This window comes from Neobacillus muris, assembly GCF_943193175.1.
GTDB classification, from domain to species: Bacteria; Bacillota; Bacilli; order Bacillales; family Cytobacillaceae; genus Neobacillus; species Neobacillus muris.
Genome location: NZ_CALPDF010000016.1, coordinates 63,605 through 83,802, shown reverse-complemented (window position 1 = coordinate 83,802; position 20,198 = coordinate 63,605). Strand labels below are relative to the sequence as shown.

The window sequence follows — 20,198 nt, the reverse complement described above, 5'->3', positions numbered from 1 at the left end:
TTCTATGAGGAAATAAAAAAGAAGTAGTTGTTATCGTAAGATACGTTAATAACTACTTCTAATACTAGTACAATTAAGGCTGGTTACACAGACCAAATTTTTGGATTGACCCATTTATTAGGTTTTAAATTTGCTCCTAGAATAAGAGATTTATCAGACTCGAAATTATTTACAATAGATAAAGCAAGTGAGTATCCAAAATTAGAAGCCATTTTACGTGGACAAATAAATACAAAGGTCATTAAAGAAAATTATGAGGATGTTTTGCGATTAGCTCATTCTATAAGGGAGGGAACAGTTTCAGCATCCTTGATTATGGGGAAACTAGGTTCCTATTCAAGACAAAACAGCTTAGCTACAGCCTTACGTGAGATGGGCCGAATAGAAAAAACGATCTTTATTTTGAATTATATATCGGATGAATCATTAAGAAGAAAAATACAAAGAGGATTGAATAAAGGAGAAGCCATGAATGGATTGGCCAGAGCTATTTTCTTCGGAAAACAAGGTGAGCTTAGGGAACGAACCATACAGCATCAATTGCAAAGGGCCAGTGCCTTAAACATAATCATTAATGCCATCAGTATCTGGAATACTCTACATCTGACAAAAGCAGTTGAACACCAAAAGGGTTTAGATAATTTTAATGAAGACTTGTTACATCATATTTCTCCTTTAGGATGGGAGCATATCAATTTATTAGGAGAGTACCGTTTTAATTCTGAAAAAATGGTCTCACTAGATTCTCTAAGACCACTGAAACTGTCTTAACGTTGTTAAAATTGGGGTAACTTCTTGAAAATGAGCTTAGCGTTGTAAATCCGCATTTATCTATACTATGAAAATCAGGAGTATTTAAAGTATTCGAAGTAGAAAAATTGAGTGAAAAACTACTTTGAATACTTAATATCTTAACTCAGTAAACAATGTAATGATGTCTTAACACTGGGAAGGTATAAATGCTAACCTTATCTTAAATAACAAAGGCTTGATACGCCTTAAGGCGTTTTAGCTGCCTTCAAGGTAACTAACGATTGTAGAATTTGATGATTTGATGCTACGAGGATCGTTATCTAGACGAATACGTTGTTTACATGTCTTCAATGTAAAAGGCTTATGAAATAAAGGACTTTTTACTCCCAAGTATAGATAACCGCATTTTCCTGACGCTACCCCTTGTAAAGGATATGATCACTTCTGCAATTGAACAATCTGCTGCTAACACCACTCTTGCTTCAGAAGCATTAAAACAAGCATCGACTGAAGTAGCACAAGTACAAACATTAATTAGTCAAGTACAATCACAGTTACAAACTCAAGCTTCTTTATCAGAAGAATAAAATCAATGAATCTTTTCTAGAAACCCTATGATACAAAACGCAATTATGGGGGAATTTTGTGAGATACAGTTCCCCCTGTCATTGGTAATCATCCGCACCAAATATTCTATAATGAACTATTAGTTGATTTATATAAGGAATGATTTTTTGCAGTTTGTTTGATCAATTTAACACAAAGGAAGTATATAAGTTACTGGGGAAATGCGGAAGTTTAATAAAGCAAAAACCAAAATCTTACCTCAACATATGATACATCATCTTAGATAAATATTTGAGGAAGGATGGGATTCCTAATGCCTTATACCCCTTTTTATAATCAGGTTTATACCCCCTACGGAGATTTAAAAAGTCAAACATTGAGAGCAATAATCCCTTTTGTTAACTATGGTTTACACGAAGCAGCATTTACCTCATACCAACACGCACTTACAGAAGTGGCAGCCATTGCTTATTTACTTGGAAAAGGATTTGACCCACAAACGGCTTATAAAACGGTTGAATCATGGGAAGTGAATGAAACATTTTATTAAATGACATGTAAAAAAACTATCACTAACTAACAATCTGAATTAACTATTAAAATGTTGCCAGTATATTCAAACATTTAAATGTAAATATTAGATTTGGAAGGGTATTCATTTTCTCTTCCAAATACTCGATCGAGGAAGTGTTTGGTATTGAATAACTGGGTGAACAATCTTTTAAATATAGGTAGAAAGCAAAACCTTTTCAATATGTTTAACAGAAAAAGAAACAATAGAGGAGTTTTATGGGCCTCTTTATTAGGCTTAGGGGTTAGTGTAGCTGCATTACGCTTAAGAAGAAATGGAAACAAGAATATGCTGGCCCCTATCCAAAACATAGTGAAATATGGTCAAATTCCGAAAATGACTACTGCTTTAATGGAGTTTTCAAAAGAGTTAGTCCCTAACAAAAATAAATTAACTAACAAATAATAGTTTATAATAATAAAAAGCCGATCTGTTAACAGTCGGCTTTTTTTATATAGTTGTTGAAGAAAGTATTACTCATCTTTATTATCCCTATCGCCTATATCTTCTGGATCATTATCATTTTCATCATCTTTAAACATGTTATCATCTTCTGTTGCTTTAGAATAATGTTTGATCAAATTGATACTAATAACCTTAATATATGAATAGTTGTTTTTTCAGACTAGCTTTTTAGGCAGGGAATAATTTCCTTTTATCGAATTAAAAATAGTAAAAAGGAGATGAAGTTATGAATCGCATTGAAGAATCTATCGATAATCAGCCGTTAAAATGTTCTAATTGTGATAAAGAAATAATGGATGAATGGGAATACCATGATAATAATGGAGTTTGTGATGATTGTTACAGTATTCCTCTGAAAAAAAGCAAAGGTTTAATTATTAGTTGATCATAGTTTACCTTTTTTTAATGATCAAAAAACATGAAGTAAGTTCCATAACGTATGAAGACACTACCCCCTGTTCAAAAAAGTGTACTTTTTCGAACAGGGGGTTTTTTCTTTAAACTAACCTTTTTTTACGTTCAAAAAACTAGTAAAAATATTTACGAACGTTCTCTTGTTTTTATGTACTTTTGCGAACGTTTTTTAGTAGAATTATAGTAAAAGGAATTAAAAATGAGGGAGACCAAATGGACATTAGAAGATTTGGATACATACGAGTAAGTAGCAAGGATCAAAATGAAGGTCGACAACTGGAAGCCATGAAAGAAAAGGGAATAGATGATCGAGACATTTTCATGGATAAACAAAGTGGAAGGGATTTCCAACGGGAACAATATCAGCTACTTAAAAGAATCTTGAGAAAAGGAGATCTCTTGTATATACATTCTTTAGATCGTTTTGGACGGAATAAAGAAGAAATTTTACAAGAATGGAATGATATCACGAAGAACATACAGGCTGACATTGTGGTGTTGGATATGCCGTTGCTCGACACTACTCAATTTAAGGATAGTTTAGGAACCTTCATTGCCGATCTTGTTTTGCAAATTCTTTCTTGGATGGCAGAAGAGGAAAGGGAAAGAATTCGAAAACGACAGCGTGAGGGAATTGATCTAGCACTGCAGCAAGGTATAAAGTTTGGCCGACCAAAGGTACGAATAACAGAAGAATTTGAAAAAGTATATCAAAAATGGAAAGCAGGAGAAATAACAGCTGTGAAGGCAATGGATGAATTAAACGTTAAAAAGACTACCTTTTATAAATTAGTAAAGGAGTACGAAAAGGATTATTAAAAGTAACAATATAAACATGTAGAAACTCGTTAATAACGTAGACTTTTTCCAAATTAAAGGGTCCGATTATCGAGCCCTTTCGCTGAAGAGTTTCATCCCCCTACCCTTTCTAATTGTTTTTGAAAAAACGTTAGCACAAAGGCCAAACCCTTGATTTTGAAGGATTTAGCTTTTATTCATTTTTTATCGTTTATTTATGTTTTTACATTTCGTACATAAATCAATGTTACCGGGCTTTTAAAGAAGCTTAGTAGATGCATAAAAAGTAAAGTATAGAGTCATACAGTATTCTAAGCTTATTTTTCGTATACAACAGGGACTAAATCTAATTTCACTTTTTTAGCCACGATATATCGTCTATAACCGTCCGTGAGGACCTTTGTATCCCGATTAATAGTAATAGGCTCATCTAAATAGCCTGTCCGTTTGACATAGTCCACGACCTTCTGCGTTTTTTCAGGGTTAGGTGTTGAGTTCAAAAATTCTTCAGGAACACTGATTTTTTCAAGCAAAATAAAATCTTCTGTTCCTTCTGGTCCTTTTGTTTTTTCTTCTGCTTTTACCTCGTCTTTTTCTGGTTCTTGACTATCTTTACTTAATTCTTTCTCTTTCTGTTTTTCAGGAACGATCGATACTTGGAAACAGACGACACCAATTTCTCCTGGACAATCCTCAACAGGTACGTCCAAGGTTGGTTCACCTTGTAACATAATTTTTTGTGCTTGTATGTTTTCTTCCGTTAAATTAGCTTTCTTTAACTGCTTTTGATTAATAAATACTGTATATGTAATAGTTGAACTCTTGGGTAATCCCTTCGGTGCTGCTGGAGAGCCTTTCTCCTCCATATCAAAGGTATAGTAAGCTCCTTTCTGCCGTAATGAACTCACTGGTTTTCCTGTTAACGTAATTTTATGTGGCATACTATCCCTCCTAAACTTGCAAGTTAAACAACTTTATTGTAAGTCAACAGAATTGCATAAACAATCCCTTTTTTATGTAGCCGGCAAACTTCTAAAGAAGCCTGAAATCTTGATGAATCAATCATGTATAAAAAAACCGCAGAAACGCAGAAAAAGGCCTAATAACAGCGTAGCTGTCATAGACCGTAATAAGATTTCGTTTACTGCTGCAACAAATGTTGCATGGCTAGTTGTATATTTAAAACAAATTTACTTATTAAACTCCATCTTCCAACTAAAAAATTCGTTTTCTTGATTCTTTTCATATCTCATATTGGCATCAAACTTACTGCCTTTTTTACTTGTTAATCCTTTCACTGTTACTACACCATTTTTCAAAAGTGATTTTACCATCGTTTTCGTCGGCTTTTTCTTCATCGTGGCCAAAAATTTATCATTCTTCCAAATGACAAATTTACACCCATTCTTCCAATTGCTACATCCAAACCCTTTTTGTCCCTCGATCACACTATGGCCACAAAGAGGGCATTTACCCAATACTTCAATTGGTTTCTTATTTCTTACCACTTCATTAATAATTACTTGTTGTTCATTTTTAATTTTATCAACAGCTTTTGTTGTAAAATCAAAAATTGCATGAAGAAATTCTTGTTTCGTAAATTTTTGTTTTTCAATATCTGATAATGTTTTTTCTAACCGACCTGTAAACTCCAAATCAAACAATTCCTTAATCGGAAATGTTTCTACTAATTTTCTTCCAAGTTCAGTACATATTAAATTTTTATTTTGCGTAGTAATATAGCCGACATCCTTTAATTTTTTAATCGTTTCAGCCCTTGTAGCAGGTGTTCCGATACTATAACCACTTAAAATAGCCGTTAACATTTCTTCATTTTCCTCATCATCATGGCCTTTACCACAGGTTTCCATCTTTTTTAAAAGTGTTTTTTCTGTATGTTGCTTCGGTGGTTTCGTAACGTGAGATGTAATGGTATGGTTAATTAAGTCCACCATGTCATTGATACTCACATATGGTAAAATTGTATCTTTTGATTCAATTTTTTCAATCTTTTTCCAACCTTCAACAAGCTGAACTTTTCCTTTAGAAATGAATACGCCTTCTATCTCACTATTATTAACCTTCGTAATCATTTTTGTTTCTTCATATTCGGCAATAGGCATAAATTGCATAAGAAATCTATTTTTTATTGAATTATAAACGATTTTCTCATCCTGAGTTAAAGATTTTGGGATTAAATATGTGGGAATAATGGCACTATGACTTTCAACCTTAGAATTATCAAAGACTCGTTTAGATTTCATAAAATTAATTTCATCCGCAAAAGGCAATCCTTGTTTTAAGTTATCAAGTACCTTTGCTGCTTTTTCTACTAAACTTTCCTCTAAAACAACACTCGCAGTCCTCGGGTAAGTAATATACTTCTTTTCGTAAAGTGACTGTGCTACTTTTAATACCTTGTCAGAAGTCCAACCTTTAAATTTGCTTGTGATATATCCTTGTAAGTTTGAAAGGTTAAATAAATAAGGTGGATATTCCCGTTTTCGCTCTACTTTTTTGTCAATAATGGTCGAGGTCTGACTTGTAAGAGCCTGTTCAATGGAGTCTAAGGTTTCTTTATTTTTAAATTTATCCTCATTTTTTTCAAAATACGTACCTTCATAAACCTTGTTATCCTTAGTCTGAAAGGTAGCAGTCAATTTAAAATATGTTTCTGGTACAAAATTTTCTATTTCTTTATCCCGATCGTAAATAATCTTTAAAGTCGGTAAGAGTACTCTGCCTATATTTAAGGCTTTACCTACACCTTTTTGGTATTTTAATGTAGCAACAGATGTTAAATTGATCCCGATGACCCAATCTGCCCATTGTCTGCTTATTCCTGCATCCCGAAGAGGTTTCATTTCTGTATTAGGTTTTAGGTTTCGGAGTCCTTTTACCACTTCATCCGGTGTCCATTCGTTCAGTAATAAACGAAAAACTTGTTTTTGTGACTTAAGACTATAAATAATAGTATCACCAATGATCTGTCCTTCACGATCAAAGTCACATGCCGAAACAATGGTATCCACGTCATTTCGTTTGATCAAACTGTAAATGATTTTTAACTGCTTTTTAGCACCAATATCTTCTTTTCCTCTTTCTCGTGGATCACTTTTTACTTTATATCGAAAACTCGATGGAATAAAAGGGAAATTCTCCAAATTCCATTTAGCCATTTTTTCATCGTAATCTTTTGCATCATACAATTGTAACAAATGGCCAAACGCCCAAGTAATGAAATATCCATTCCCTTCATAATATCCATCTTTTCTATTTTTAATTTTTAATGCATCTGCAATATTCTTAGCTACAGACGGTTTTTCTGTAATGATTAAACAAGACAATATTGACACCTCCTAAAAAATTCTACTTAACCTATAAAATCTATTTATAATTCCCTACTAAGTAAACCAATGGTTACCCATATAAAAGCTGAAAGCGTAAGAAAGAATTCCTACGCTTCGGTTATTATTTCATTTGGGATAAAATATCTCAGTTTGAATTAGCTCACTAAATTATTTTTAATAAGCTTTAATCCCCTAATATGTTTTTACTTTCTCAGTGTACTTTGTGACTATATCATCTACCGAAAGGTTGTGAAGATTTAAGAATTCTTGTATTTTTCTTTCTGATAAATCCTTGATATCTGAACTTTTAAATTCATTAAAGAAATTTTTAACATTCTTTTTTAATGAATTTAATCCCCTTTCTCTCATTACCTCAACCTCAAAATTAAAACCAGCTGCTCGATTTACTTTTTTGGTTGGAATAATCATAACTCTATTAACCTTGGTTATACCATCATAATTCCTTTGAAACCAAGCACAAGCATTATTCATTTGACCCGTTTCATCTTTATGAATTTCTACCCTTGATGTATCAACATTACTTTTACACTCTATAAGTAAATATTGATCATCTTTAACCTTCCACAAGTTATCTGGGCCTTCCTTCCATTCCTTATCAGGCCTTTGACTGATAAATCCTAATGCCTTTGCTAAATTATCAAGTTCTTGTTCAAACCTATCCGCCTTTACTCCGAAGGCTAACTTTGCTAACATATCATCTAAACTTAATTGTAATTCTTCATTAGACTCGAATTGTCTAATCCAATCCATGATATTTTCAATTCGTTTCAAGCTAATTGTCGAAATGGACTGAATCTGCATCCCTTCTTTAGGCTTTAATAAATAAGGGTTTTTCTTATGGGCTAAGATTTGATATTTATTAGATTCTGTTTTTGAAAGAGGGTAAATATATCTGGCCATTTCTTGGAAATACCATCCTCTTTCTTCATCAGTTTTAATATGTTCATCTAATAGTTTTTGAATGATATTTATAGCTCCTTGATAATCTTCCTCTAAATACTTCTTTTCAGCTTGTCTTTCATATTCAAATATTCCAAGGATTTGTTTGTTCTTTACTTCACCCATCATTTCATCCATTTGTTCTACATAAAACTCTTTCCAACCTTCATCACGTTTTAATGACTGGTCAATAAGTTCCTCCAAAGCTTGAAGAGGCTCTTTTCCATCCTTAATATCTTCCTTTGCGTATTCAGCAATTTTCAAACCGATTTCTATTTGGGTCCGTGTTTGATTTGAAAAGAACTTTCTTGTCTTTTTAGAACGAATAAACTTTATTAATTCCGAACCAGTAAGTATTATGGCGTTATAGTCTTTCTCGCCACGGACCCCTCGACCAAGTCCCTGCTCAATGATCTGGGCTAATTTAATATCAAGTATCTCACTATTTCCCCTACAACTTTCCAAATATCTATCTAATAATGATTCAAAGTACGGTTTTGAATCAATAATCAAAATGCGACATGAATGATCGGGTAAATCAATCCCATCATATCTATTTGCGATGACTAGTGTTTTGTCACACTGTCTGTCTTTTAATTTTTGAATTTCTGCTTCTATGGAATCTTTGGTAGCAATTGTGGAGCCATATTTTTCCCAATCTTTTGAGTTCTTAAAACTAGGTACGAGTACAACAGTTCCATATTTTTTGTTGTTCACTGGTTTCGCATATCGGTTTACAATCTCACCTCTATTTAACGTTTGATCAATTAATGATGGAATTAATATCATTTTTTCTCCTGACCAGTGCTCATTTGGATCAATTAAAGGATTTTCTATAGTTTTGCTATTTAAACCTAAACCTTTTATCATAAAAGAATCATCCGTAATTGTAGCAGACATAAATATTCTTCGTTCAGCTCTATAGTAAGATTTGAACATTTCTAACGGGGTTCTGTAAGGAGAAATTTCTAAACTGGCACCAGAAATAATACATTGACAATCTCTTAGCATATCCTTTATTAATGGCCAAGCATATTTGATATCACTACTAACACTGTATTTGGATAGGATTTGGGCAACCTCTGTTTGTTTATCCTGCCAATCCCAGTAAGGGACCGGTAATATGGCGTCATAGTTCTTTCTTTTAATATCAGCATATGTTCCATAACCTTGCTTTTCAAGTTCAAAACCAAAAAGATTTAAAATTTCTTGGTAGGCATTTGAATCACTTTTTAGTTTTATGTTAAACGCATCTTTTATTTCGTTCATACAAGCATGGGCATCATCCATTAAGATTGTTGAAACATGTTCCCCTCTTTGGCCAACACCAAATCGAGATTTTCCATTAAACAACTTATGTACTGATGTAATTAATATTGCTTTCCCGTCAATAAATTCATCGGGAAGATCATCTTCGGCAATTACATAAGAAATTCCAAAACTTTCTGCTTGTTGGCATGTTTGTTCTACAAGAAATTTATTTGGGCACAGATAGATAGCTGGACCTGTACCTTCATTTAAACGTGACTGAAGCATCAGCAGCCCTATTAGTGTTTTTCCTTGGCCAGTATGTAGCTTCAAAATTAAATCCTGTTCTTTCCGATAATTCTCAAACCAGTCATCTAAAACAGAAGCTTGTACAGGTCTTAGTGGTCCTTTGTCACTAGCTCGATCGAGAGTGTTGTATATTTCACATGGATGAATCTTTTTTTCTACCTTTTTTGTTCCTAACCTCTTTTTAAAATTAACCAAAATAACACCTCCTGAAATTAACATAAAACTTTTTTATAAATCATAACTAAGAAAAAATTTACGTACTGAGGCTAAATTTTTCAAAGCCTTAATGCAAATAAATTAATTATAAAAATGCACATTAATTAAGCTATTTTCATTAATTATGTGCAAAATCATTAATTTGTACATAATCATAATATCTGATGGATACATGCATAGCAATGGAAAGGATAAAATAATTTTTTATGTACATATGTAATTATAGAGATACGTCACAATCACCCGTTCGCATAGTGCTTCTATATCTGAAAGATCATGTGTCGTTAATAAAATTGTAGTGTGGTATTTTTCGTTGATTTCCTTCAAAAATTCCCGAATCTTTAGTTTGACTAATACATCCAGCCCAATGGTCGGTTCATCCAAAAACAACAGAGGCGGATTGTGAATTAATGCAGCTGCCAGCTCGCACCTCATTCGCTGCCCTAATGACAATTTTCGGACTGGTTTATCCAATAGCGGCTCGATATCTAACGTTTTGATGACATGGTTCATATGGCTGTCATATTGTTCATCCGTTACTTTATATACTTTTTTCAGCAGGCGGAATGACTCTTGAACAGCAATATCCCACCACAGTTGAGACCGCTGTCCAAAAACAACTCCAATCGTTTGGACAAATTTTTCACGATCCTTATGAGGATTCATTCCATTAACCACAATTTGGCCAGAGGTCGGCGTTAATATCCCCGTCAGCATTTTAATCGTTGTCGATTTTCCCGCACCGTTTTCACCTATGTATCCAACCATTTCTCCTTGCTTAACTTTGAAGCTAATATCATTTACGGCTGGAATAATTCTTTCATTACGGGTAAATAAGTCCCTGAAAGCACCCTTTAACCCCTTACGGCTGGAATAAACCTTAAATTCCTTCCGCAATTTTTCCACTTCAATCGCATTATTCATTTACATACCTCCTGATATGCCCTAAAAAAATAGTGTAATCAAATTGCTTCTCTAAAACAACCTGCATGCCTCAATTAAACCAGTAAAGAAAATAGTCGAAAAGTTCAATACAAGAAAAACGTGATAGAATAGAGAAGGAACAAAATTTTAGGAGGAATCAACGTGCATTTTAGCAATTCTGAGAGATTACATAAAGAAGCATTGGAACATATTGTCGGAGGCGTAAACAGTCCATCACGCTCCTATAAGGCAGTGGGCGGCGGTTCACCTGTTGCCATGGAGCGGGCACAAGGCGCTTACTTTTGGGATGTGGATGGCAACCAATATATCGATTACTTGGCTGCCTACGGTCCCATTATTACTGGGCATGCCCACCCCCACATTACGGCAGCGATAACACGTGCAGCAGAAACAGGTGTCCTATACGGAACACCAACCCCCCATGAGGTAAAATTCGCTAAGATGCTAAAAGAAGCGATCCCTTCTCTGGATAAGGTCCGGTTTGTCAATTCCGGCACAGAGGCAGTGATGACAACCATCCGTGTTGCACGCGCCTATACAGGCCGCACCAAAATCATTAAATTTGCTGGCTGCTATCATGGCCACTCAGACCTTGTCTTAGTTGCGGCGGGTTCTGGTCCATCCACACTCGGGACGCCAGACTCAGCAGGGGTGCCAAAAAGCATCGCTGAAGAAGTGATTACGGTTCCTTTTAATACAATTGAACCGTTTAAGCAGGCCCTTGAGAAATGGGGAGACCAAGTAGCAGCGGTATTAGTGGAACCGATTGTCGGCAATTTTGGTATTGTTGAGCCGAACCCAGGTTTCCTAGAACAGGTGAATGAATTGACCCATCAAGCCGGCGCCCTTGTGATTTTCGATGAAGTAATTACCGCATTCCGTTTCATGTATGGCGGTGCCCAAGATTTATTAGGTGTTAAACCGGATTTAACTGCCATGGGGAAAATCATCGGCGGCGGCCTGCCAATCGGCGCTTATGGCGGAAGAAAAGAAATTATGGAAACAGTCGCTCCGCTTGGGCCTGCTTACCAAGCTGGAACCATGGCTGGGAACCCAGCATCCATACTGGCTGGAATCGCCTGCTTGGAAGTATTAAAACAAGAAGGCGTTTATGAATATTTGGACCAGCTTGGAGCTATGCTTGAAGAAGGGATTCTGGATGCAGCAAAGGAGGATGATATTCCTATTACGATTAATCGCTTAAAAGGGGCTCTGACTGTCTTTTTTACTACTGAAAAGATCGAAAACTACGAACAGGCCCAACGTACAGATGGCGAAATGTTCGGCAAGTTTTTTAAACTGATGCTGGAACAAGGCATTAATCTTGCACCTTCCAAATATGAAGCATGGTTTATTACCATTGCGCATACAGAAGAAGATATTAGCGCAACAGTAAATGCCGTCAGAAATGCATTTTCACAGCTTAAATCAGAATAAATATGCATAATTTATGCAGGGGTTGGGAGTGGAAATCACTCCCAATATTTTTTGCTTCCTTCTTGAAACCGTTTACATTAACAACTTATGTGTTTATCTCCATGCATTTTATTCAATTTTTTCCATCCAAATTTTTGTATATTTATTTGATTTCTGAAAATTCTTATGATATGATTAGATTATATTTTTGCATCGAAGTTTGGCAGTTTAAGTGTGACCAAAGTATGATATATTTTCTAACAGCCAATTCAATTTTTCTAAAATATAAGTTTAATAGGAGGTGAAGCGGCTTCCTAAGGTTACCTAAAGAAGCCCGATATGTATGACCCAAAGATGGACCCCTTCCCAATTTAAAGATTTTCACAGAGATGAACATGATGCCTGTGGAATTGTCGCGTGCCTTGAAAAAAATAAGGTGCCAACTAATAAGAATATTTTTGATTGCATAAATGCTCTTGTGACCATGAATCACCGCGCTGGATTTATTAATGGAGAAGGCGACGGAGTTGGGATTCACCTCGATATTCCAATTGAACTTTGGAAAGAAAAATTGCAAAAGAATGGTCTCGAGCGATCACTTGCTGAGCGAGAAGATTTTGCCGTAGGACATATCTTTATCAGCCAAAAAGCAAACTGGAAAACTACTAAACTAGAATTGCAAGCCAAGCTCGATGCACATGGCCTTGAATTAATTTATGAAACGGATAAAGTGACCAATCCATCAGCACTTGGACCGATTGCCATTCAAGAAAACCCTGTATTTTGGCAATTTGCCTGCTTATCCACTAAAAATGGGCAAGAATTAAATAAAGTTTTATTTGAGACATTGATAGACTTTGAAACGAATGATCATGTTCATGTAGCGTCATTAAGCCAAAATCATGTAGTTTACAAAGTAATGGGAGCCGGAGACATTCTTCCCCGGTATTATCAGGACCTAGCCAACCCGTTGGCGGCTTCAACCATGACACTGGGCCATAACCGTTATTCTACGAACACTCTTTCAAGTTTTTTCCGTGTACAGCCATTTAGTGTTCTTGGACATAATGGGGAAATCAACACCATCGCCAAACTTCGTGATGAAGCCAAAATGATTGGTGTTCCACTTGTAAAGGACGGCAGTGATTCCCAGGATTTAAGCAGGACGATGGAAACCTTAATTTGCCGTGATCAATATACTTTATTTGAGGCGATGGATTTATTATTTCCGCCAATCGTGAACGAAATTAAATCCTATCCTAAGTATTTACAGGATTTATATACCTACCTTCGTGAAGGATGGGGACATTTTGCCCAAGGGCCTGCCGGCATCATTTCCAGATATGGTGACGAGGCCGTATTTAGTGTCGATGCACTGGGCCTTCGTCCACTATGGATGCTGGAAACCGAAAGTTCTTATCTTTTTTCATCCGAACCGGGCATCACACCAACAAGTGAGTATGTCAATGACCCTAAACCGTTAGCCCCTGGTGAAAAAGTAGGCTTTAAATGGAATGGAGATACATTAGAGGTTTACGAGCATAGCCGTTATCAAGAAGAAGTTTATCATCGGTTCTCTAAACGGCTGAACCTCAGTGAAGCAAGAGTTCGCCTGCTTCCACCGGCATTAACGAAGACCGTTACAATGAATTACCCTGATAAAATCCATAACGGTCAATACAAGGCCTTCGGCTGGGAAAGAGACCATATTCAATTGATAGAACAAATGGCTGAAAAAGGGGTAGAGCCGATCCGCTCGCTTGGCCATGATGCACCGCTTGCTGCGTTAAATCCTGAGCGTGTCAATATTGCCGACTACATTAAAGAAAGTGTTGCGGTTGTAACAAACCCTGCCATTGACCGTGACCGGGAAACAGAGCATTTTTCAACCCGGGTTATTATCGGCAAACGCCCTGGTTTATTTTCAAAAGGAGAAGCTGAAGCTGTTATTGAATTGACCACTCCCCTGCTCATCGAGGGAAAAGCAGGCTACAAATGTGCTGAAAGCTTAGGACAGCCAAGCTTTGACCAAATTGTCCAATATTATCAAGACCGAAAATTAGCAGCCTATATTTCTATGACTTTCGCTAAAGAAGAAAGCATCGATGTGGCGCTAAAAAGACTCGCTAATGAAGCAGTGCAAGCCGTTCTGTCTGGAAAAACCTTATTGATTCTGGATGATGCCAAAGCGCATCAGGAGGATTCCTATTGGATTGATCCGCACTTGGCCACATCTGCGATCGACCAAGCACTAGTCAAGGCAGAGTTAAGAAGAGACTGTTCTATAGTATTACGTTCGGCAGCCATTCGCTCCCTTCATGATATTATTACAGTTTTCGGATTAGGTGCCGATTTAATTAGCCCTTATTACATGTTCTTAACAGTGCTAAATGAAACGGAAAAACCATTAATCAATCTGTATAGCGCTCTTACAAAGGGGCTTGAAAAGGTTATTTCAACCATAGGAATTCATGAATTGCGCGGATACGGCCGATTATTCTCAAGCATTGGACTTCATGATTCAGTAGCCGATATTCTTAATACAACCAACTTCTTAGGTTCAAATGAATTGGAAACAGATTTTGAAACCCTGAAAGCCGATTCTCTAAAAAGAGCAGATGATTATAATAATGAAAAAGAACGGCTAGGCAAAACGTTCCATCTCTTCCCGCGGATTTGGAAGGCTATTGGCGATATCGCGGCAACAGGAGATTACGGAGTGTATCGCGATAAAATTGTTGAACAGGAGACAGCGAATCCTACAACTATCCGCCATTTAGTTGGCCTGAAAAAGACCAACAAATCAATAGCGCCGGAAGAAGTCGATATTCATGTTGGCGACCATGATCTGCCATTTGTGATTTCTTCTATGTCATTTGGTTCACAAAACGAAATTGCTTTCAGAGCCTATGCAGAAGGTGCCGATCGGTTGAACATGGTCAGCCTCAATGGCGAAGGCGGGGAAATCAAAGATATGCTTGGCAAATATCCAAAAACCCGAGGCCAGCAAATTGCTTCAGGACGATTTGGGGTTAACGCTGAACTATTAAATTCATCCAATCTGCTGGAAATAAAAATTGGTCAAGGCGCAAAGCCTGGCGAGGGCGGCCACCTGCCTGGTTCAAAGGTAACCGCAAAAGTTGCAGCGGCGCGTAATGCCACGCTTGGATCTGATTTAATTTCACCGTCCAACAATCACGATATCTATTCAATTGAAGATTTGGCACAGATGATTCACGAACTGAAGACCGCTAATGACCAAGCAAAAATTGCTGTAAAAGTTCCAGTTGTACCGAACATTGGCACCATTGCGGTCGGTATCGCTAAGGCTGGAGCTGATATTATTACTTTAAGCGGTTTTGACGGAGGTACCGGTGCCGCCAGAATTCATGCCTTACAGCATGTAGGGCTCCCGGTTGAAATCGGGGTAAAAGCGGCACACAATGCTTTGCTCGAAAGCGGCCTGCGCCATAAAGTAGAAATTTGGGCTGATGGCGGGATGAAGAGTGCAATGGATGTGATCAAGGTTATGCTGCTTGGGGCAAACCGTATCGGATTTGGAACACTTTCGATGCTTGCAATTGGCTGTACAACTTGCCGCGGCTGTCACTTGGATACATGCCATGTTGGTATTGCAACACAAATTGAAACCGAAGCACAGGCAAAAGAACACGGCCTTCGCAGATTTGTGCCACGCCAATTCGAAGCTGCTGTACAAGGGATCATGAATCTTTACACAGCATTTGGAAATGAATTAAAGACATTGGCGGCTTCGCTTGGGATCCGCAATCTCCAAGAAGCAGTGGGCCATTCCGAATTATTGGAGCAAGTATCAGGAGAAAACAAATTAAACCTGACACACCTGTTAAAGCCATTAGAAATTAGCCAATTTTCTAAAATGGAATTGCCTAAATCCCTTGAACAATCTCAAATGCAGGTTGCAGCAGGCGCAGAATATCTTGACTCCAGCATCGAGCAGCTGCATTCTTCAAGAGAGTTTGTCAGCATCACATCAGAACAGCGCGTATTAGGAAGCCGGGTATCCTGCCACCGTGTCCGCGGAAGACTCGATGGTTCTTATAAGCAGCTTCCTACAGTACAGCTTAAATACAAGGAAGGTTCTATCCCTGGAAATGGGCTGGGAGCCTACAATAGTGAAGGAATTGAGATCACTGTAAATGGCGGCGGCCAGGATGGTGTTGGAAAAACTTCCTTTGGCGGAAATATTTATGTATTGAAATCAAAAGGGCAAGATGGCCGATTCTTAAATGGCTCAGTCGGAAAAGGCTTTGGTTATGGCGCCCAAAAAGGCCTGTTAGTCGCACAAGGAAATGCTGATGCACGTGCTGGTATCCGTCTCTCTGGTGCAGACTTGATTATTGGCGGCCAAGTGAAACAGGCTGTTCCTGAGAAGGAACATGGGAACATTGGTGCCAACGCCAATATCAAAGGATTTGCCTTTGAATATATGACAAACGGCCGCGGCTTAGTTTTAGGTGATCCAGGTCCATGGATCTGTGCCGGTATGACAGGTGGAGTGGTTTATGTCCGTTATCAGCCTGAAATGGGATTAACAAAGGATGCGGTCAGAAGACGGATCGCAAAAGGTGCAAAGGTTTCTGTCAATAATCTTACGGAAAAAGGCAAACAGGATATTAATGAGCTGCTGTCGACCTATACTGATTTACTAGAACAAAATGGCCAGGCGGAAGAAGCTGTTCAACTCCGTTCATTGTTAAGCAGTCCGGAAGATCACTTTATTGAAATCGTTCCAGTGAAAGAACAAGCTGACCCCTCTGTATCAACAGAATAATAAAGAATTAGAAACAAAATGAAAAAAGCGCCCGCAGTTCACTTGTAAAGGGTTCACTTTTGAGGTGCATAACCTCATTTTGGTAAAGTAAATGCTGGAGTGTTTGGCAGCAAAAAATCATAGAAAAGAGTGCCTTTTTAAATAGAAATGGCACTCTTTTTTATCTAGGCTGTTTTTTCTCAAAATTTGCAGAGTATGGGATAAGTGATTTCGGACAATTTTACTGATTTCCAAGCGAGTTTTGTCCTCAACATGAAGCGGGCATGACGACAAAAATCAGTGACGGAGCCCTTTCGTTCACTTGCGGACGCTTTCTTCCATCTCTCCTATCGAAAAACTGCATAAGAGTTCAATTTCTAGCATCAATTAATAAGAAATACCTATAATTTCACTTGATTAAATGTTCCAATCCCTGTATAGTACATAATTAGTTTCTTACCAGATATCATATAAAATTCAATCTATTTATTGAAAGGAATCAGTAAATAATGAAGCTAGGTGCCCGCATTTTTAAAACGGGAATTGCCATTGTTCTCTCTCTTTATTTGGCACAGATCTTGCATTCTCCTTCACCTGTATTTGCAGCCATTGCCGCCATATTCGCCATACAGCCAACCATCTACCGTTCATATTTAACCATCATTGAACAAATCCAAGGAAATCTGATTGGTGCCATTGTTGCCGTCATATTTGTCCTTGCCATAGGCAATCATTTTATTATCATTGGGCTGGCGGCTATTATTGTTATCATGATTAACCTTAAATTAAAGCTTGAAAACACCATTGGGCTCTCACTGGTAACCCTTATTTCCATTATGGAAAGTACCGGAGATACGTTTATTACCTTTGCCGGAATCCGGTTTTCCACTATTATGATTGGAGTATTTTCAGCTTTCTTGGTCAATCTGGTATTTATGCCGCCCAAATATGAAAATAAGCTATACGTTAAAATTATCAGCACAACAGAAGAAATCATCCGCTGGATTCGTCTAAGCTCTCGTCATGATTACGATCATCAGCTGTTAAAGTCGGATATTGAAACCATAAAAAAGAATGTTAAAATGATGGAAGACTTTTATTCCATGTATAAGGAAGAACGAAGCTATTTAAAAAAATCCTACCTGGAAAAGTCACGAAAGCTGGTCATTTACCGGCAAATGATTTTAACCGCCAGAAAAGGATTGGATATATTAAAAAAGCTGCATCGATTTGAAAATGAACTACTACAGCTGCCTGGAGAATTTAAATCCGCGATACAGGAGCAATTGGATTTACTTATATACCGGCATGAGCAGTTAATGCTCCGTTTTATAGGAAAAGTGCCCTTGCCTGCATCTGAAAATGACGGTGACGTATTTTCCAATAATCAAGAGCTGTTCAAATTATTTCTTGCTCAGCCTAGAGAGATGGACGAGGACAATCTTCACTTATTCCATACAATGCAAATCGTGGCCACTATCATTGATTACAGTGAACAGATCGAGCATCTTGATATGCTAATTACCAGTTTTCACTCGTTTCATCACAATGAGGTCCCCATTGAAGAAAAAGATAAACATCTATAGGAAAAAGCCGAAGCAGATTACTTTGCTTCGGCTTTTGTTGTTTCCAGCTGCTGGACTTGAAATAATTTGTAATATCCTCCTTGCTTGGCCATCAACTCATCGTGAGTCCCTACTTCAGCAATTTGTCCATGATCAATTAAAACAATCCGATCTGCATGGGTAATCGTCGATAAGCGGTGGGCCACAATAAAGGTTGTCCTGTCTTTGGCCAATTCGTTTAAGGACTCCTGAATTAAATGCTCACTTTCTAGATCAAGCGCAGAAGTGGCCTCATCGAGGATTAAAATAGGAGGATTCTTTAAGAATACCCTGGCAATGGCAATTCGCTGCTTCTGGCCGCCGGAAAGCTTTACCCCCCGTTCACCAACCTTGGTATCATAACCCTCAGCAAGCTCATGAATAAAATCATCTGCACTGGCAGCTTTGGCTGCCCGGTAAACTTCCTCATCGGATGCATCCGGTTTTCCAAGCAATATATTTTCTTTGACAGACTCGCTAAACAAAATATTATCCTGAAACACAACCCCAATTTTGTCCCTCAAGGATTGAATCTTAAATTGACGGATATCTGTCCCATCTAATGTTATTTTCCCCTTTGTGACATCATAAAAGCGCGGAATCAGACTAACGAACGTTGATTTTCCGCCCCCGCTCATCCCAACCAGTGCAATGGTTTCACCATGTTTTACGTCCAGGTTAATTTCCTCTAAGACCATTCCATCTTCCTCTTTATAGGCAAACGAAACGTTTTTAAAGGAAATATTTCCTTTCACATCCCTGCATTCGGTCGCATTCGGTGCATCCACCACATCATATTTCTCATCTAATAATTCAAACACTCGGTCCATGGACGCAAATGACTGAGTAATCGTGGTGGATGAATTGACTAATCTCCTCAATGGATTATAAAGCTTATCGATATAAGCATAAAATGCCACCATCGTTCCTAATGTAAGCTGTCCATGGATGACTAAATAGGCCGAATAACCAATGACCAGCAAGGGAGCAATATCGGTAATTGTGTTAACGGCCGAGAAGGACTTGGCATTCCAGCTCGTATGCTGAATGGCTTTTTCTAAGAAATTTTTATTCTGCTTATCAAACAGAGCCTGCTCATGCTCTTCAATCGCAAAACTTTTGATAATCGCCATTCCCTGTACCCGCTCATGTAAATAACTCTGCACACCCGCAAGTGCTTGCGACCTATTCCTGGTCAATTTACGTAAATTGCCAAAGAAGTACTTAATGGAAAAGGCATAAAGCGGGAATAGCAATATGGATACAATGGTTAACCTGACATTCATTGAAAACATCACAATAATCGCTATTACAATCGTGGCCATATCCAGCCAAATATTCATTAACCCTGTTACGACAAAGGTCTTTGTCTGCTCGACATCATTGATGATCCGGGAGATAATTTCTCCCGCCCTGCTATTGGCATAATATTTAAAGCTCAGTTTTTGTATGTGTTTATACAAGATCCCTCGAAGATCATATAATATTTTGTTCGACGTCCACTGAGCATAATATTGCCTATAATATTCGATAGGCGGCCTTAGTATGACAAAAATAATAATCATGAGTCCCATGATGAGAAATAATTTGTTTACTTTTTCACTGTTCGTTAACCCATGATTGCCCAAGACGTCATCGACAACGTATTTAATTAACATCGGCAAAAGAAGCGGAATGGAAAACTTAATAATCCCGATGATGATGGTAGCAAAGATTTGCCACCGGTACGGCTTTACAAACTCTAAATAACGGCGTATGCTGTTCAAACTCCCCTTACACCTACCTCTCAA

12 protein-coding genes and 2 pseudogenes are annotated in these 20,198 nt (G+C 37.5%); 9 read left to right on the top strand and 5 right to left on the bottom strand.

The features are described 5' to 3' along the window. Nucleotides 1-69 precede the first annotated feature (69 nt). From NFS43_RS12605 to NFS43_RS12580, 6 genes and pseudogenes are all read left to right on the top strand, one after another. Nucleotides 70-771: pseudogene (locus tag NFS43_RS12605) on the top strand (Tn3 family transposase); the annotation flags it as partial. A gap of 350 nt (nt 772-1,121) precedes the next feature. Beyond that, nucleotides 1,122-1,340, top strand: a complete 219-nt coding sequence (locus tag NFS43_RS12600) for a hypothetical protein (protein ID WP_251552028.1) — start codon at nt 1,122-1,124, stop codon at nt 1,338-1,340. Nucleotides 1,341-1,633: 293 nt separating this feature from the next. After that, entirely contained in the window at nt 1,634-1,870 is a 237-nt protein-coding gene (locus tag NFS43_RS12595; RefSeq protein ID WP_251552020.1) for a hypothetical protein, read from the top strand. A 147-nt stretch (nt 1,871-2,017) separates the two neighbouring features. After that, nucleotides 2,018-2,296, top strand: coding sequence for a hypothetical protein (locus NFS43_RS12590; RefSeq protein ID WP_251552019.1), 279 nt, complete (start codon nt 2,018-2,020; stop codon nt 2,294-2,296). Between the two features lie 286 nt (nt 2,297-2,582). Further along, entirely contained in the window at nt 2,583-2,741 is a 159-nt protein-coding gene (locus tag NFS43_RS12585; RefSeq protein WP_251552018.1) for a hypothetical protein, read from the top strand. A 242-nt stretch (nt 2,742-2,983) separates the two neighbouring features. Further along, entirely contained in the window at nt 2,984-3,589 is a 606-nt protein-coding gene (locus NFS43_RS12580; protein ID WP_191777384.1) for a recombinase family protein, read from the top strand. Nucleotides 3,590-3,885: 296 nt separating this feature from the next. Here NFS43_RS12580 and NFS43_RS12575 read toward each other — a convergent pair whose 3' ends face one another. From NFS43_RS12575 to NFS43_RS12560, 4 genes and pseudogenes are all read right to left on the bottom strand, one after another. Further along, nucleotides 3,886-4,509 (bottom strand): ParB N-terminal domain-containing protein, encoded by a 624-nt coding sequence (locus NFS43_RS12575; RefSeq protein WP_191777386.1) that lies wholly within the window; start codon nt 4,507-4,509, stop codon nt 3,886-3,888. 249 nt (nt 4,510-4,758) lie between these two features. Next, nucleotides 4,759-6,915: a type IA DNA topoisomerase gene (locus NFS43_RS12570; protein ID WP_251552017.1), complete on the bottom strand. Its 2,157-nt coding sequence runs from the start codon at nt 6,913-6,915 to the stop codon at nt 4,759-4,761. Nucleotides 6,916-7,110: 195 nt separating this feature from the next. Beyond that, nucleotides 7,111-9,630, bottom strand: coding sequence for a DEAD/DEAH box helicase (locus NFS43_RS12565; protein WP_251552016.1), 2,520 nt, complete (start codon nt 9,628-9,630; stop codon nt 7,111-7,113). A 255-nt stretch (nt 9,631-9,885) separates the two neighbouring features. Next, nucleotides 9,886-10,575: pseudogene (locus NFS43_RS12560) on the bottom strand (ABC transporter ATP-binding protein); the annotation flags it as partial. Between the two features lie 162 nt (nt 10,576-10,737). Between NFS43_RS12560 and NFS43_RS12555 the strand changes: the two are divergent. The 3 genes from NFS43_RS12555 to NFS43_RS12545 all read left to right on the top strand — a co-directional run bounded on the left by NFS43_RS12555 (nt 10,738) and on the right by NFS43_RS12545 (nt 18,390). Further along, nucleotides 10,738-12,033 carry a glutamate-1-semialdehyde 2,1-aminomutase gene (locus NFS43_RS12555; protein WP_277613940.1) on the top strand — a complete coding sequence of 432 codons (1,296 nt, stop codon included), beginning with the start codon at nt 10,738-10,740 and terminating at the stop codon, nt 12,031-12,033. A 322-nt stretch (nt 12,034-12,355) separates the two neighbouring features. Beyond that, on the top strand, nt 12,356-16,825 hold the full coding sequence (locus NFS43_RS12550; RefSeq protein WP_251552015.1) for a glutamate synthase-related protein: 4,470 nt from the start codon (nt 12,356-12,358) through the stop codon (nt 16,823-16,825). Nucleotides 16,826-17,313: 488 nt separating this feature from the next. Further along, nucleotides 17,314-18,390: an FUSC family protein gene (locus tag NFS43_RS12545; protein WP_251552014.1), complete on the top strand. Its 1,077-nt coding sequence runs from the start codon at nt 17,314-17,316 to the stop codon at nt 18,388-18,390. A gap of 17 nt (nt 18,391-18,407) precedes the next feature. Here NFS43_RS12545 and NFS43_RS12540 read toward each other — a convergent pair whose 3' ends face one another. Beyond that, nucleotides 18,408-20,174 carry an ABC transporter ATP-binding protein gene (locus NFS43_RS12540; RefSeq protein ID WP_251552013.1) on the bottom strand — a complete coding sequence of 589 codons (1,767 nt, stop codon included), beginning with the start codon at nt 20,172-20,174 and terminating at the stop codon, nt 18,408-18,410. Nucleotides 20,175-20,198: the final 24 nt, after the last annotated feature.